Source organism: Bacillus sp. FSL K6-1338 (assembly GCF_038006965.1).
GTDB classification, from domain to species: domain Bacteria; phylum Bacillota; class Bacilli; order Bacillales; family Bacillaceae_G; genus Bacillus_A; species Bacillus_A thuringiensis_S.
The window spans coordinates 3,281,115-3,295,315 of the sequence record NZ_JBBOWI010000001.1; the positions used below are offsets into that span (position 1 = coordinate 3,281,115).

The following is a 14,201-nucleotide window of genomic DNA, read 5'->3' on the forward strand; positions in this document are numbered from 1 at the left end:
TAGTCTTCAATAAAAAAAGCGCCATCACAAGTGACGGCGCTTTTCTATATAAGAGCAACTAGAAGGTATCCTTCTAGCCTACTCCCATTTATAAGTCCAAAACTGTTCAAGTTGCAGCCATTTTAATGTTGCTGCATCTTTGTTTTTTATTTTTGCATGCGTGTCTTCAAGCATTGCTTCTGTTTGTGAACGGTGCGCACCTAATGCAGTTAATTTATGATCAAATACTTCACTAATGTTATTTACAACATCCGGTTCTCCTAATACTGCTTCACGATTTTTCGTAATCGCAACAGCATGAATAACTGGGCGCTCTTCTTTTGGCATACGTGATACAGCGCGAACGACAGCGCGGCCAAATGCATTATGATCTGGATGTACACCGTGCTCTGGATAAAATGTAATAATTCGAGATGGATTTATTTCTTGAATGATTGCTTCAATTTTGTCAGCAACGAAATCAACATCTTCAAATTCTAACGTTTTATCATGGAAGCCAAGCATTCTTAAATCTTTAATACCCATCGCTTCACAAGCATCTTTCAATTCTTTCTTACGGATATGTGGAATCGTTTCACGGTTAGCGAATACGTTCTTACCCATGTTACGTCCCATTTGTCCTAGAGTACCACATGCATATGTTACAGGTACTCCTTGATCTGTTAATAAGCGAATTGTTCCTCCCGCAGCATATGCTTCATCATCTGGATGCGGAAATACAACAAGTACATGTCTCTCCATAAGTTTCCCTCCTTCTTACTTAAATGGTGTTAAGCTTAACTCAAGTGCAACTGCTAGACGACCTAAATTATCATGTCCAGCTAATAATAAACGCTCTTGATCGTCTACTTCCCAGTGCGTAATACCTTCAGCATATACCCAACCGTGATCCATTTTCAGACCAACTCGGTATGGATTTGTTCCAGTTATCTTCCCGCGTTCAAAACGGATAATCGCATTTCGAATGAAAGCACCAACTGTCATCATCTTTTCATTTATGTGTGATGCATACGCTCCGTTTGTCGTTTCTAAATGAATATATACATCTTTATTTACAAAACGTTCAATTTCATTTTGAATAAGAGAACTATCTTTTACTATTTCCATCGGAATTCACCTCTTTAAACCATTTTACGCAAAAATAATGTAAATTGCTATCTCTATATTAGAGGACAACGCTCACTTTTCCTAATAATTTGCACTGTGTTTTTTATATTTTTTATATGATATGTAAAAAATACATTTTTTCCTTCACTTTGTTAAATAGTTTTCTTTCTTTTTTGAATTTGCTACAATATATTTTATCCCGTATTATTGCAGCGAGATACATTTCGACAATTGAATACATAATTTAAAGAAGGTGACATGATTGGAACAGTCAGCACATGAAGTAGCAAATTGGCAATATTATTTTGCAATTGCCGTATTTTTAATCACGTACGGATTTATTATTTCTGAGAAATTGAATCGTGCTGTAATCGCACTATTCGGTGCTGCTATTATGATTATTTTTGGAGTTGTAGATTTACATACTGCTTTCACATCACATATTCAATGGGAAACGATTACCCTTTTAATTGGGATGATGATTCTCGTACATATTACGAGTCAATCAGGCGTCTTTGAATTTGTGGCCATTAAAGCGGCAAAAGCAGCTGGCGGAAAACCGATTCGCATTTTATTATTACTATCCCTATTAACTGCTGTCGGATCAGCATTTTTGGACAATGTAACGACTGTTTTATTAATCGTTCCTGTTACATTATCCATTACACGTATTTTAAAAGTAAATCCTGTGCCTTATTTGATTTCAGAAGTGCTGTTTTCAAATATAGGCGGAACAGCAACATTAATCGGTGATCCACCTAATATTATGATTGGATCAGCAAACAAGCATTTAGACTTTAACGCCTTTTTACTTAACTTAGCTCCAATCGTAATTATTATTTCTATCGTGACACTTGGCATTATTTACTTCATGTATCGTAACAAACTAAAAACAACACCTGAACAAATCGAAAAACTAATGGCATTAAACGAAAAAGATTACATTAAAGATCAAAGCCTCCTTTTAAAATCTATTTCGATTTTAGGACTAACAATTTTAGGCTTCGTACTTCATTCGATTATTCATGTAGACGCTGCTGTTATCGCGATGACAGGCGCTACACTTCTTATGTTAATCGGCGTGAAAGAACATGATATTGAAGATGTATTTGCCCACGTTGAATGGGTTACCATTTTCTTCTTCGCCGGATTATTTGTTCTCGTTGGCGGGTTAATTGATATCGGACTTATCTCTTCACTTGCAAGAGAAGTAATCGATGTAACAAACGGTGACATCGGATTCGCAGCTATACTTATTTTATGGGTATCTGGCATCGCATCTGCGACAATCGACAACATCCCATTTGTCGCAACGATGATTCCTCTTATTCAAGACTTAGCTACAGGACTCGGACTATCTGTCGATTCTCCGCAAATCGAAGTACTATGGTGGGCGTTATCTCTTGGAGCTTGCTTAGGAGGAAATGGAACACTAATCGGAGCATCTGCAAACGTAGTCGTTGCTGGTATTGCAAAACGTGAAGGACATGGCTTCTCTTATATGGACTTCTTAAAAATTGGTTTACCATTAACTATTGTTGCACTCTTGTTATCACATGCTTATATATATTTACGTTATTTAATGTAAAAGTTGTATTGCATGAAATTATATCGTCAAATACAAAAGGTTTGCAGCATCCGTGCTGCAAACCTTTTTTCATCACCAAAATATACCGATAATTGCTAAACCACCTAAAATCATACCACCAATTTGTCCGACAATTGTTGGTGATAATTGAACACCTTTTCTCACTTCAACAACTGGTCTTTCGTGCCTTAGTTGCTGCACTTCACTTTGAAGTTGGTGCACACTTCCGTGTAACTCTTTAATAAGTTCTTTTAATTCGGCGACCTCTTCATTTACTGGTTTTGCCTTTTCTAAATTCATTTTGCATGACTCCTTATAAATTCAATCAACACACTGTAAATTTTCGCCAATTACCATTATATCTCCTGCATACTACATATATAATTTCGAATGTACTTTCTAACCTTGCAGCTCTATCCATTCATCCCGCAATATCCCCATAATCAGACGGTCAAAACACTTCCCATCTCTTTGAACCGCTTCTCTCATACAGCCTTCCATTTGAAAACCCATCTTTTTATACAATGCAATGGCAGGTTTATTATACGAAATAACATCGAGACCGATGCGGTGTAAATTCAATTCATAGAAAGCATACTTTAGAATAAGATGTATTGCTTCTTTCCCATATCCTTTTCCTCTATCATTCGCATCTCCTATACCAATGGCTAATAAACCTGTTCTGTTATTCCACTCTATACCATGAATCGCCACAAAACCAATTAAGCGATCTTCTTGAACTGTCCTTACCATGAAAGAAACACTATTCGATCTCCGTCCTTTTAATAACTCATCACTTGCTATTTCATTTAAAGATTGCGGGAATGCTACATCTGTATCTACATTTCTTAAATACTCACTATCCTCTTGCCACATAGCCATCAATTCAACATCTTTTTCTCTCATAACTGATAATTTAATCGTTTTATTTCGAAAAAGATTCATTGTCATTTCAAAATCCCCCTTTATTACATAATGGGGATAATTGTTTCAGCCCATTTATCCCCTAGTTCCATAAACTGCTTTATAAACGGGATACTTACAATAAGCGCTGACATTGACACATCTCCTCTACATTGAATTAACTTCATTTTACATTTTTTGTTTTTTCAAACAAACTAATTATAGTTTTCTATCATTTAGAACTATAGTATACTTAATTATTCTTCAGATTATTCAATTAAAACGAAAAATTATAGAAGGTGAAAACATGTTTTATATAAAACAGCTACTCAATTTCACTTATGAACAAGCATTATCCTGTTTGTTCCCGGTTGTTATTTTCTTAACACTAGCCCTTTCAAAAATTGTTTCAATCCCAGGGTTATACCGCTATGATTTCATACTCATCGTATGCCTTCTTATGCAGTGGATTATGTACAAGACGGGTCTTGAAACAAAAGACGAACTAAAAGTAATTACCATCTTCCACCTCATCGGCCTTTTACTAGAAATATATAAAGTACATTTCGGTTCATGGAGTTATCCCGAAGAGGCATATTCGAAGGTTTTTGGAGTTCCGCTATACAGCGGTTTTATGTATGCGAGTGTCGCGAGTTACATATGTCAAGCGTGGAGAAGGTTGCATTTAAAAATGCATCATTGGCCGAAAGCTATTTTTGCCGTGCCGTTAGGAGCTATGATTTACTTCAATTTTTTCACACACCACTTTACATACGATTTTAGATGGATATTAACTTTACTACTATTCATTGTTTTCTCTCGCACATTTGTACAATTTTCATTACAAGGCGTTACATATAAAATGCCACTCGTTCTCTCCTTTTTCCTTATCGGATTTTTCATTTGGATTGCAGAGAACATCGCAACATTTTTCGGAGCATGGCAATATCCAAATCAACGGGAAGCGTGGAATCTCGTTCACTTAAGCAAAATTAGTTCATGGTTTTTACTCGTTGTTATTAGCATTATGATTGTTACACAACTCAAACATTTGAAAGAGTCGAAAAAATAATGCTGATTATGTAAAAATAGTTAGCCCATCACTCATTAGAAAGTGATGGGCTTTTTTACCTTCCTTATTAAAGTAGTTACATATTATGAGCTACTACTAGCAGAAGATGTTGCTGCAGATGAAGCGGCAATCGTTGCCATCATAGCTGCTTGTTGTGCTTGTATGAGGACTTCTATCATAGTTTGTAAACCTGTGTTGGTAGCTTTACTTTCCTCACCTTTCTGACTTACGAACAGTTGAATAGCAATAAGAATATTCGCATCTGCATGCCAACGGAATAATTTCTCCCCCTGCAGTTTTTCAATCAACGCTTTAATAGCATAAATCTCTTTTTCTCCATCTTCAAGTAACGCTAGTAGCCCGATTGCTGGATAATGCATCTGTTTCACTTTTACCTTTTCTTGTTTTAACAAATTCCATATGTTTGTACATGTTGCAACTAACATTTCTTCACGGACATCCTTCTTTAGTGAAAGAATATGACTTAAAAACTGAAGATCATTCCCTTTACGCAAACCAGCTTTCGCTAGTTTCTGATACAGACGTTCTACACGATCCATAAGTGTTTCTACATTCTCTGATTGTCCTGCTAATAAAACCGCGAGCGGATAATCATTTGTACTTGTAAGAAAGAGGTGATCCTTTTTCATGCGTTTATATACTTGCATCGAACGCTGAATGTGCGCGCCATGCTGTTCATTTTCTTCTGTTAAAAGCACAGCTGCTGCGAGATAAGTAAATATACTCCGGCTAAAGCCACTAGTGACCAATTGTTCATATAAATCTAAAAACGTCCGAAAAGCTTTCTTGTAATCTGTAAAGTGAATATCTAATGTTGCGGCCACTACAAAACGATGATAAGACTTTAAGTATGAAAACATCCCTACCTGATTCTTAATATAACTACTAATTTCTAAAAAACGTTCGAGATTAAACAATTTATCACTACCTGCATACATAGCAGCAATCATCATTCCTGTTCGAGAATCACTCGTTTTCCATTTTAGTTCTCCCTTTAACTGTACATATGTATGTTTATATTGCTCTAACTTTTGCTCTAATGTAATCATAGTATTCACCCCTATTTCTAGTTCTTCTCTATCATTATACTTATATTCCATATTTAGGAATACTACAATTAATAATCACAACCTAAAAAATTATAAAATTCTCTAATCCTTCTTCATCAGCACCACGATGATAATCCCTAATCCTTCAAGAAGTTATACAAAAAAGGTAGATAATAATTTATCTACCTTTTTTGTATATATTATTTAACATTACAACTGTATTGCTTGTTATATGCAATTAAGACTAAAGAGCTTTAATAATACGTTCCATCGCTTTCATTTGCCCAATATGATCAGCTTCATGATAAAGCATCATACCGTAAAGCTCCCCTACTGTTTCCAATCCTAGGAATGGCTCTGGCAGTTTATTTTCAAATGCTTCTGCTGGAATTTCGTTAATACGTTTTGCTTGTTCTTTTAATTGAGCCGTTAATACTTCTAACGATGGTCCTTCTGTTTTCCATTTAGATGGTCGTGATCCATACCCAAACATACCTGGATATTCAGTTGGTAATTGTTTGAATTCTTTTCCAAACATGAAAACCTCTGCTGCCGTTAACACATGACCGATATGCCAACGAATTGTATTGTTAAAACCCTCTGGCTGCGTATCCGCAGTTTTATCATCTAACGTTTCCATAAATTTAAGTAACGCCCCGCGCGTTATTTCAAATTGTTTTAAACCCACTAGTCTATTCATTTTATCGTTCCCCTTCTTGATGTACAATTTATTATGAACTAAGAATGTTCAACTTATTAACGTTTCACCTTGTTTAATCTATCAGAAACGATTAAGAAAAACATCTAATATGCTTAGTAAAAATAATTAAAAGGTTCACCCCTAATAAATATAGAATTACTTACTACACAGTTAGTTTAGTAAATAATAGAGGAGTGTCAATTACATGTTACATGTTTTAAAACAACAATATGATCTTATTAGCTCTACAAGAGAAACTCTATTTTCGTTTTTGGAAGAAATCCCACTAGAAAAATTACATAGCACTGTTCCTAATTTCGGGAGCGGTAGCATTATAAAGACGCATATTCATGTAGCCGATTGCTACCGATACTGGCTTGGATCATTCGCATTCAAGCAAAAAAGAGCAGATTTTTCATTTGCTAGCGATTACGAAATTGAGCATGCAGATGTGGAAAAAGTCCGTGCTAGATTTAAGTTAGTAGATGAGACTGTACAACGTTTTTTAGATGAATACAATGACCGTTGGCTCGAAAATATAACAAATGAAGTAAAGTGGCAAAAAGAACCTTGGAGCACAACTCCGCTATGGCTTTTAACTCATACGGAGACTCATGAGTTTCATCATAAAGGACAAATTGTATCGATGGCTAGGTACCTTGGATATACTCCTCCTGATACTGACCTTAGTTAATTCAATGGTTTATGATTACCGAAAAAATTAGAATGAATACAAATCGAGCATGTTTTGAAATCCAATCTAAACATGCTCTTAAAATACTCTACCTTACAATCTCCATATCCTCATCAATACCAAATAGTCTCCGCATAATTATAAGCATCGCTATTCGGAATGGCATGTTTCCCCTGTGCTTGCGCTTTTCTTGGATCCAAGTCATATACCATTGGCGTATAGCATGATGTTTGTCCTTTATTTACAACACCATTTCCTCCAGCACTTCCGCAAGTATATGCCTTTCCATCTGTTTTTCTAACAACCCTTGCATCAGCTTCGTTATTATAAACTGCTGGACGAGTTACAGTAACTTTCGCCCAAGCCGTCTTACACGTCGTGCTAAATTTTAATTCTACATAAGAATTTGAATCTATCCATTTCTTCTCTTTCGTTACTGCGGATTGATCACAACTATTATAATAAGGACTTTTCCCATCATATGAATGATCTTCTGCATATGCTTTATCGCTATTAATCGTGCTAAACATACTAGTTACAACGAGTAAAGATAGCAATAAACATGCACTCGTCTTTTTTAAAAGTTTCATATAATTTCACTCCTTTATTAGTAACGTGCTGTTTTCCCGTAACCGTTATTAAACGTAACTGCTTCAGCATCTGCTGTGTATCCGAAATCAGCAGTTAAATCAAATACCATTCCTGTATAAGTGCTCGTTTGACCTGTTTTTATTGTGCCGTTCCCCTGATTAGAAGTAACTGATTTTTGGAATACATCATTTTTGTATTTATTTACAACAGCGTACGCGTACACTCCTCCCGAAACAGCTGGTGCTGGTTGATCTAACACAAACTTAGCCCATGCTGCATGACATTTATTACTGTAACGTAAATACACTGTCCCCACTTTTTTACTACCTTCATAAACTGCTGTAGACTTTGCATTAAATCCATCTGCATCACATGTTGTACTTCCCCCGTATACTTTCGTTGTTGCTGGATTTTTCCCGTCATAATAACTACTTAAATCAGTAGCTGCAAATGTACTTCCTTGAAAACTAAATAATACACCTATACTTGCCGCACTTAACACACATACTTTCATTAACTTTTTAAACATTTTAAATTCCCCCTCACAATAAGTACGTATACTAAAGACAAGCTATACTGCTATGTAAGCCCTCCTTTCACTCTTCCTAGAGGCATCTTACAGAAACGAATAAACGTTGTAAATTCCCTGATGATTATTGGAATATACGAAGAATTTCACTTATCCTTGTAAGAAAAAAAGTTGAGAAATACACATTTTATAGCATTCTATATTTAAAACATAAAAGAACCGATACTTGTTATATTCAAGCATCGGTTCTTTATACAAAATTGCCATTTTTTCTTTTATATAAAATAAATATTTCTCCACTTAATCCGTTGTAAAAAACTCCCTTGTTACATCAATAAATTGCTGCAGTGGTGCTGTCATCCATTTATCTTTATGCCAAGCAATTTGTGTATAAATCGATGAAATTGCATTTTCTAAATGTAACTCTTTTATTGTCCCTTCTCTTATATCTTTTTCTACTACTATCGCTGGTAGAACAGCTATACCTAAATCTGCAATAACACATTGTTTAATTGCCTCGACACTAACGAACTCAATTTTATTTGCTGGATACACATCTTCTGTACGAAATAGTTCTTCAAATAAAGTCCGATACGAGCAGCCTAATTCTGTTAGTAGAAGTGTTTCACTCTCTAAATCTTTTATAGAAACTGAAGGTTGTTCAAGTAAACGATGCGTAGGAGCAGCTACTACTTTTAATTCTTCTTTCATAAGTGGTTCCACATGTAAAACATCTTCTGTTTTACATTCGTCCAAAATAAATGCAAGATCTACTTTCCCCTCCATCAATTGTTCCTTTGCATCTTTATTGGAATGTGCTGGTTTAAATATAAGTTTTATTTGAGGAAATTGTGCTTTAAACCTCTTTAATATAGAAGGCAGTCTGTATGTACATTGACTTTCTTGTGCACCAATTATTAACGTACCTGCTATTTCCTCATCATCTTTCACGGCCGTCTTTGCTTCTTTACTAAGTGCGATTATCTTGTCCGCATATAGTTGAAACTTTCTTCCTGCTTCAGTTAAGAAAAGGCGTTTTCCTAATCTTTCAAATAACGGTGTACCAAGCTCAGCTTCTAACGTTTTAATTTGTGCCGTTACGCTTGATTGGGCAAAATTTAATTTCTTTGCAGTTTGTGTAAAATTCAAAGTGTCTGCTGCTACTTTAAATGTAATTAATTGTTTTATCTCCATTTATCATCCCTCTTTTCAATCGATATTTCCGATTGATTTCATCAAAATAATCCTCTTTGCCTATTGATATTTGTATTGTATGATAAAGAGCATCGACAAACAATACAAATGGAGGGATTCCATATGAAAGCACTTTGTTTCGAACAGTTTGGAAATCCAGATGTACTACAATATAAAGAAATACATGATCCAATCATAAATCCAAATGAAATTCTAGTCCGCACGAAAGCAATCGGATTAAACTTCGCTGATATTTATAGACGCCGCGGCGATTATCATCTTGCTGGCAATCCGCCTTATGTATTAGGTTATGAAGGAGCTGGAATTGTTGAAAAAGTAGGAGCTGACGTTACTACTATCAACCTAGGAGACCGTATTGCATTTGCGGACGTCCCATTTGCAAATGCAGAACTAGTTGCCGTTCCATCTGAAAAAGTAATCCCACTACCAGATTCTATTTCTTTTGAAACAGCTGCTTCTGTCTTATTACAAGGATTAACTGCACATTATTTAACGCAAGATAGCTATCAACTAAAACAAAGTGATATAGCTTTAGTACACGCTGCAGCTGATGGCGTCGGTCAACTTCTTGTTCAAATGATTAAACTATATGGCGGAAAAGTAATTGGTTTAACGTCATCAAAAGAGAAAGCAAAGATAGCTACATTAGCTGGTGCCGATCACGTATTTTTATATAACGAAGAATGGCATACGAAAGTACTTGAAATGACTAATGGAACTGGAGTAAATGTTGTATATGAATCAGTAGGTTCTACATTAGAGGACAGTTTTAACGCTACTAAAATTGGCGGTACTGTCGTATTTTACGGAATGGCTGGTGGTAATCCTGCGCCAGTTGATCCACGTATGCTTATGGATACTTCAAAAACTTTAACTGGCGGAGACCTTTGGAACGTTCTTACCACTTATGAAGAACGTAAAAAACGATCTACTCAATTATTCGATTGGATCGCAACTGGCAAATTAAACATTGAGTGCCCTACTACATTCTCCTTACAAGATGGTGCTCTTGCACATAAATTATTAGAGAGCAGAAAAAGTACAGGGAAGATTTTATTAATTCCATAATCGTTCCAATAAGAAAAGGAAGCTAGATTTCTCTACCTTCCTTTTCTTATATCTCTTGGAGATTTAATTATATTTCCACACTTTCTTTCCCTTTTGCAACATAACTCATATCTCCAACCGACTCGACTGTATATGTTCCATCTTGGTATACAATCTTCGTCACACTAGCATTTTCCACCCCAAGTTTTGTTTTGCTACTGTCTAACATTTCTATTAAGGTAGTAATCAAAAGCCCATGAACGACAACTAAAACGTTACCGCCACCATTTCCAGCAGCTTCTTCACTAATTTTATCTATCTCAGCTTTTATACGAGTAGAAAATAATTCCCAATCTTCCGCCTGTTTTGTAGGATCTGCTACTCTAATAAGATTAATCACTTCTTGAATAGAAAACTTCATAAGTTCTTCTGGTGATGGAACGCCTGCAGCTTTTCCAACCACATCCCACATATTCTCAAGTTTTTCACCTTCAAAAATACCGAAATTTAATTCTCGCAAATCTTTTCTTTGCTCAAGTTTTAATTTTGATTGCTCACTATATTTTAATACTAAATTAGCAGTTTCAATCGCTCGGCCACTATCACTACTATACGCATTCATAAAATGAATATCTTTTAATCCTGTTCCTAAATTTGTGGCAACTTCAACACCTTTTTCTACTAATGGAGAATCAGCCCAACCTTGCGCGCGATGATTCGTATTTAATATTGTTTTACCGTGTCTTGTAACATATAACGTAACTGCATTCTCATTGCTATCTGTTTCTCGCTTATTCATTCTATTCTCTCCCTTTACGTTTCTATCTCAATTTTACCACCTCAATTATTCATTGAGCAAAATATACGTCAGTAGATCCGCTTAATAAAAAAAGCTATCTTTCTGTATATCCATACAAAAAGATAGCATCTTTTATGATTACATTTCTTAACCGTTACTCCTACTCAGCAAAAGCACTCGAATACTGAACAACTCCTTCTACACCTTGGAGAGCGTTCTCTCTTAGCTCCATCGCCATAAACACTTCTTCAGGCACTTCAAACGGTGCTTTTACATTCCACTCACTTGCTTTCTTAAAACCAAATTTCGGGTAGTACTCTGGATGTCCTAATACTACAACTGATCCGTATCCAAGTTCTTTCGCTTTTTCTAAAGCAGCCGTAATCAGTTTTCCGCCAATTCCTTTCTTCTGATGGCCCCTAGCAACTGAAACTGGCGCAAGTGCTAACGATTCTACAGAAGTTCCATCTTGTTCTATTGTAATTTTTGATAACATAATGTGACCAACTATATCTTCATCTACCGCAACAATTGATAACTCCGGAACAAACGCGTCACATTCTCTAATACGTTTTACAAGTTCATGTTCTGTTTTATCACTAAATTCTTCAAGTAAAAATGCTTCTTTTACGACTTCTTCTGTTTTTCTATAATCATTTTTTTGTTCTTGTCTAATCGTTACCATTTTAACTTATCCTCTATTCTTTCTTATTTCTTTTTGAATTTTACGCAGTGCTTTTTTCGATCCGCGCTCAATATCGTGTTGCATTTTTCTTTCTTTATAATCAACAAATAGTGTATTTAAATCGTATCCTTCTGGATATAACTCCTTCGCTGCTACTTCTAAAGTAATACGTTTTACATTTACTTCAACGAATTCACCGTTATAATATACAACAACGTTATAAAAATTATCTTTTTCCTTATAGATGATACCAAAATCATCATAATCCAATAAATTCACACGATCGCCGATTTTGTACTCATAATGAGATTCTCTTTTTTCTTGTACAAATTTCGGTTTTCTAATTTTACTTTCATTCACTTTTTCTAAAGCGTACTCTTTATTTCCCATGTACTCTTTCGCTCTTTTCAGTACATGTTCTTTTACGCTCATTTTATTCGCAATCCAAAGTGCATTACTTTCCCCTGATTTTCCGATAACTAATTTATAAAGCGGCTCTAACGTTTCACTATTAAATTGCATCGCTGCATTCATAAAGTCATCGTGCATTTCTGAGAAGCGTTTAATTTCTCCGTAATGCGTACTCGCAACGGTAATACATCCCGCAAGGTACAATTCTTCTAAAATAGAAATTGCAAGTGCTGCACCTTCATTCGGTTCTGTACCGCTCCCTATTTCATCAAATAATAGCAACGTATTATTATTTGACATCCTCATAATCTCAGAAAGATTTTTCATATGAGACGAAAATGTACTTAATGCATTTTCAATACTTTGATTATCACCAATATCTACGAATACATTTTCGAAAATAGCGATTTCTGTACCTCTATCTCCTGCAATATGAAGGCCTGACATTGTAGCTAATGTTAACAATCCAATCGTTTTTAACACAATTGTCTTTCCGCCCGCATTCGGCCCTGTAATAATTAAACTACGATACTCTTGACCAATTTTAAAATGTAACGGTACAACTTGCCCTGTTAAAAGCGGATGCTTACAATTCACTAAATGAATGTAGCCATGATCATTTAACTTCGGCTCTATTCCATCAATCGATTTACTAAACTTTGCCTTCGCAAATACCATATCATACTGACTAATTAGCTCCATGTTAATCTTTATACTATAAATGTTTTCTAACACCATTCCTGATAAAGTCGCTAAAATCTGATACTCTTCAACCGCTTCTTCTGCTTTCAAACCTGCTAATTCTGCATTCAATTTCGTAACCGTATGCGGTTCTATAAATACAGTAGAGCCTTTTGCCGAGGCTTCAATAATACTTCCAGCAACTTGATTTTTATAGGAAGATTTAATTGGAATCGTATAACGGTCATCCTTTTTACTAATAAAGAATTCCTGAATGAATTTCTTATTTGCACTACTATTTAAAAATTTCATTAAACGTTCTTTTATTTTCCCATCTACAGAATCAATATTATTTCGAATTCGCTTTAACTCTTTACTTGCAGCTACATCAATACTATTTCCTTTAATTGAAAAGTTAATTTCCTCTTCAATACTTTTATATTCAGTCATTGAATTTGCATAAGAAGCTAATACTGGTGCAAAAAATTCTTTATCTAACATAAACTTTTTAATCTTTCTACATCCACGTAAAAAGTCTGAAACACTTACTAATTCTTCTGGATCTAAAATCATCCCTTTTTCTAATTTTTGAATTGTACTAGCAATATTAGAAATGCCGAAGAAAGGAACATGCCCCTCTGCATCTAATATAGCTCGTGCTTCTGTCGTTTCATTCAAGCGATTTCTCACTACTTTTAGACTCGTACTCGGCTCTAATTTGTTTAATAATTCCTTACCTAATCCACTTACACAATAAGATTTCACTATATCCTTTAATTCGTTATATTGTAACTTTTCAAAAGTCATCGTATTCATTTTGTTTCTCCTCACTATGATTGATTTTTATCATAAATGAAGATACCTACTCATTAGATTCCAATGAGTTCTACATTATTCAATTACCATTTTTATACATTAAAAATATATACAAAAAAGCTGCGGGGATACCGCAGCTTTTACATTTACAAGGCATGTGTAATAACATATGAGGAAATAAGCCATAAAAAATAGATGGCAGTCCCTTATTACACGCTTTATAAAGTATTGTAGGTATCTTCATAGGTATCGAAATAAATCCATGACAAAGTTAGGGGTATGGTATACATAAA

Annotated in this window: 16 protein-coding genes; 4 read left to right on the forward strand and 12 right to left on the reverse strand. The window is 35.0% G+C overall.

Annotated elements, in window-relative coordinates; genetic code table 11:
- Window positions 1–78: 78 nt before the first annotated feature.
- Together bshB2 and NZ044_RS16885 are read right to left on the reverse strand one after the other, a co-directional pair.
- A complete protein-coding gene (gene bshB2, locus NZ044_RS16880; RefSeq protein WP_000439482.1) occupies window positions 79–741 on the reverse strand; it encodes a bacillithiol biosynthesis deacetylase BshB2 in 663 nt (220 codons plus the stop codon).
- Between the two features lie 15 nt (window positions 742–756).
- Entirely contained in the window at window positions 757–1,107 is a 351-nt protein-coding gene (locus NZ044_RS16885) for a YojF family protein (protein ID WP_000407045.1), read from the reverse strand.
- Window positions 1,108–1,369: 262 nt separating this feature from the next.
- Between NZ044_RS16885 and NZ044_RS16890 the strand changes: the two genes are divergently transcribed.
- A complete protein-coding gene (locus NZ044_RS16890) occupies window positions 1,370–2,695 on the forward strand; it encodes an ArsB/NhaD family transporter (RefSeq protein ID WP_000437992.1) in 1,326 nt (441 codons plus the stop codon).
- A 72-nt stretch (window positions 2,696–2,767) separates the two neighbouring features.
- Here NZ044_RS16890 and NZ044_RS16895 read toward each other — a convergent pair whose 3' ends face one another.
- Together NZ044_RS16895 and NZ044_RS16900 are read right to left on the reverse strand one after the other, a co-directional pair.
- A complete protein-coding gene (locus NZ044_RS16895) occupies window positions 2,768–2,995 on the reverse strand; it encodes a hypothetical protein (protein WP_001047304.1) in 228 nt (75 codons plus the stop codon).
- 99 nt (window positions 2,996–3,094) lie between these two features.
- Entirely contained in the window at window positions 3,095–3,646 is a 552-nt protein-coding gene (locus NZ044_RS16900; protein ID WP_000178511.1) for a GNAT family N-acetyltransferase, read from the reverse strand.
- 259 nt (window positions 3,647–3,905) lie between these two features.
- Between NZ044_RS16900 and NZ044_RS16905 the strand changes: the two genes are divergently transcribed.
- Complete coding sequence (locus NZ044_RS16905; protein WP_000499395.1) at window positions 3,906–4,670, forward strand: DUF817 domain-containing protein; 765 nt, start codon at window positions 3,906–3,908, stop codon at window positions 4,668–4,670.
- An 83-nt stretch (window positions 4,671–4,753) separates the two neighbouring features.
- Here NZ044_RS16905 and NZ044_RS16910 read toward each other — a convergent pair whose 3' ends face one another.
- A complete protein-coding gene (locus tag NZ044_RS16910) occupies window positions 4,754–5,791 on the reverse strand; it encodes a DUF4003 domain-containing protein (RefSeq protein ID WP_003309751.1) in 1,038 nt (345 codons plus the stop codon).
- 193 nt (window positions 5,792–5,984) lie between these two features.
- Window positions 5,985–6,440, reverse strand: a complete 456-nt coding sequence (locus NZ044_RS16915; RefSeq protein WP_001081119.1) for a DinB family protein — start codon at window positions 6,438–6,440, stop codon at window positions 5,985–5,987.
- Window positions 6,441–6,645: 205 nt separating this feature from the next.
- On the opposite strand from NZ044_RS16915, the gene NZ044_RS16920 reads away from it, so the two are divergent.
- A complete protein-coding gene (locus NZ044_RS16920) occupies window positions 6,646–7,134 on the forward strand; it encodes a DinB family protein (protein WP_098506416.1) in 489 nt (162 codons plus the stop codon).
- A gap of 113 nt (window positions 7,135–7,247) precedes the next feature.
- On the opposite strand, the gene NZ044_RS16925 is transcribed toward NZ044_RS16920, so the two are convergent.
- The 3 genes from NZ044_RS16925 to NZ044_RS16935 form a co-directional block, all read right to left on the reverse strand.
- On the reverse strand, window positions 7,248–7,724 hold the full coding sequence (locus NZ044_RS16925) for a DUF2690 domain-containing protein (protein ID WP_000771161.1): 477 nt from the start codon (window positions 7,722–7,724) through the stop codon (window positions 7,248–7,250).
- Between the two features lie 17 nt (window positions 7,725–7,741).
- Window positions 7,742–8,254, reverse strand: a complete 513-nt coding sequence (locus NZ044_RS16930) for a YjfA family protein (protein ID WP_000473731.1) — start codon at window positions 8,252–8,254, stop codon at window positions 7,742–7,744.
- Between the two features lie 300 nt (window positions 8,255–8,554).
- Window positions 8,555–9,448: a LysR family transcriptional regulator gene (locus tag NZ044_RS16935; protein ID WP_000403874.1), complete on the reverse strand. Its 894-nt coding sequence runs from the start codon at window positions 9,446–9,448 to the stop codon at window positions 8,555–8,557.
- Between the two features lie 123 nt (window positions 9,449–9,571).
- Between NZ044_RS16935 and NZ044_RS16940 the strand changes: the two genes are divergently transcribed.
- Complete coding sequence (locus NZ044_RS16940) at window positions 9,572–10,537, forward strand: quinone oxidoreductase family protein (protein WP_340949874.1); 966 nt, start codon at window positions 9,572–9,574, stop codon at window positions 10,535–10,537.
- A 67-nt stretch (window positions 10,538–10,604) separates the two neighbouring features.
- On the opposite strand, the gene NZ044_RS16945 is transcribed toward NZ044_RS16940, so the two are convergent.
- The 3 genes from NZ044_RS16945 to NZ044_RS16955 all read right to left on the reverse strand — a co-directional run bounded on the left by NZ044_RS16945 (window position 10,605) and on the right by NZ044_RS16955 (window position 13,908).
- Complete coding sequence (locus NZ044_RS16945; protein WP_001042048.1) at window positions 10,605–11,315, reverse strand: histidine phosphatase family protein; 711 nt, start codon at window positions 11,313–11,315, stop codon at window positions 10,605–10,607.
- Window positions 11,316–11,475: 160 nt separating this feature from the next.
- Window positions 11,476–12,000 (reverse strand): GNAT family N-acetyltransferase, encoded by a 525-nt coding sequence (locus tag NZ044_RS16950; RefSeq protein ID WP_000256473.1) that lies wholly within the window; start codon window positions 11,998–12,000, stop codon window positions 11,476–11,478.
- 6 nt (window positions 12,001–12,006) lie between these two features.
- On the reverse strand, window positions 12,007–13,908 hold the full coding sequence (locus NZ044_RS16955) for an endonuclease MutS2 (protein WP_001095201.1): 1,902 nt from the start codon (window positions 13,906–13,908) through the stop codon (window positions 12,007–12,009).
- Window positions 13,909–14,201 lie beyond the last annotated feature (293 nt).

Bases quoted from the DNA above. Each gene is read 5' to 3' on its own strand.
- NZ044_RS16895 (WP_001047304.1), bottom strand. From the start codon at position 2,995: ATGAATTTAGAAAAGGCAAAACCAGTAAATGAAGAGGTCGCCGAATTA.
- NZ044_RS16930 (WP_000473731.1), bottom strand. From the start codon at position 8,254: ATGTTTAAAAAGTTAATGAAAGTATGTGTGTTAAGTGCGGCAAGTATA.
- NZ044_RS16950 (WP_000256473.1), bottom strand. From the start codon at position 12,000: ATGGTAACGATTAGACAAGAACAAAAAAATGATTATAGAAAAACAGAA.
- NZ044_RS16900 (WP_000178511.1), bottom strand. From the start codon at position 3,646: ATGACAATGAATCTTTTTCGAAATAAAACGATTAAATTATCAGTTATG.
- NZ044_RS16910 (WP_003309751.1), bottom strand. From the start codon at position 5,791: ATGGAATATAAGTATAATGATAGAGAAGAACTAGAAATAGGGGTGAAT.
- NZ044_RS16945 (WP_001042048.1), bottom strand. From the start codon at position 11,315: ATGAATAAGCGAGAAACAGATAGCAATGAGAATGCAGTTACGTTATAT.
- NZ044_RS16935 (WP_000403874.1), bottom strand. From the start codon at position 9,448: ATGGAGATAAAACAATTAATTACATTTAAAGTAGCAGCAGACACTTTG.
- NZ044_RS16925 (WP_000771161.1), bottom strand. From the start codon at position 7,724: ATGAAACTTTTAAAAAAGACGAGTGCATGTTTATTGCTATCTTTACTC.
- NZ044_RS16905 (WP_000499395.1), top strand. From the start codon at position 3,906: ATGTTTTATATAAAACAGCTACTCAATTTCACTTATGAACAAGCATTA.
- bshB2 (WP_000439482.1), bottom strand. From the start codon at position 741: ATGGAGAGACATGTACTTGTTGTATTTCCGCATCCAGATGATGAAGCA.
- NZ044_RS16920 (WP_098506416.1), top strand. From the start codon at position 6,646: ATGTTACATGTTTTAAAACAACAATATGATCTTATTAGCTCTACAAGA.
- NZ044_RS16885 (WP_000407045.1), bottom strand. From the start codon at position 1,107: ATGGAAATAGTAAAAGATAGTTCTCTTATTCAAAATGAAATTGAACGT.
- NZ044_RS16940 (WP_340949874.1), top strand. From the start codon at position 9,572: ATGAAAGCACTTTGTTTCGAACAGTTTGGAAATCCAGATGTACTACAA.
- NZ044_RS16915 (WP_001081119.1), bottom strand. From the start codon at position 6,440: ATGAATAGACTAGTGGGTTTAAAACAATTTGAAATAACGCGCGGGGCG.
- NZ044_RS16955 (WP_001095201.1), bottom strand. From the start codon at position 13,908: ATGAATACGATGACTTTTGAAAAGTTACAATATAACGAATTAAAGGAT.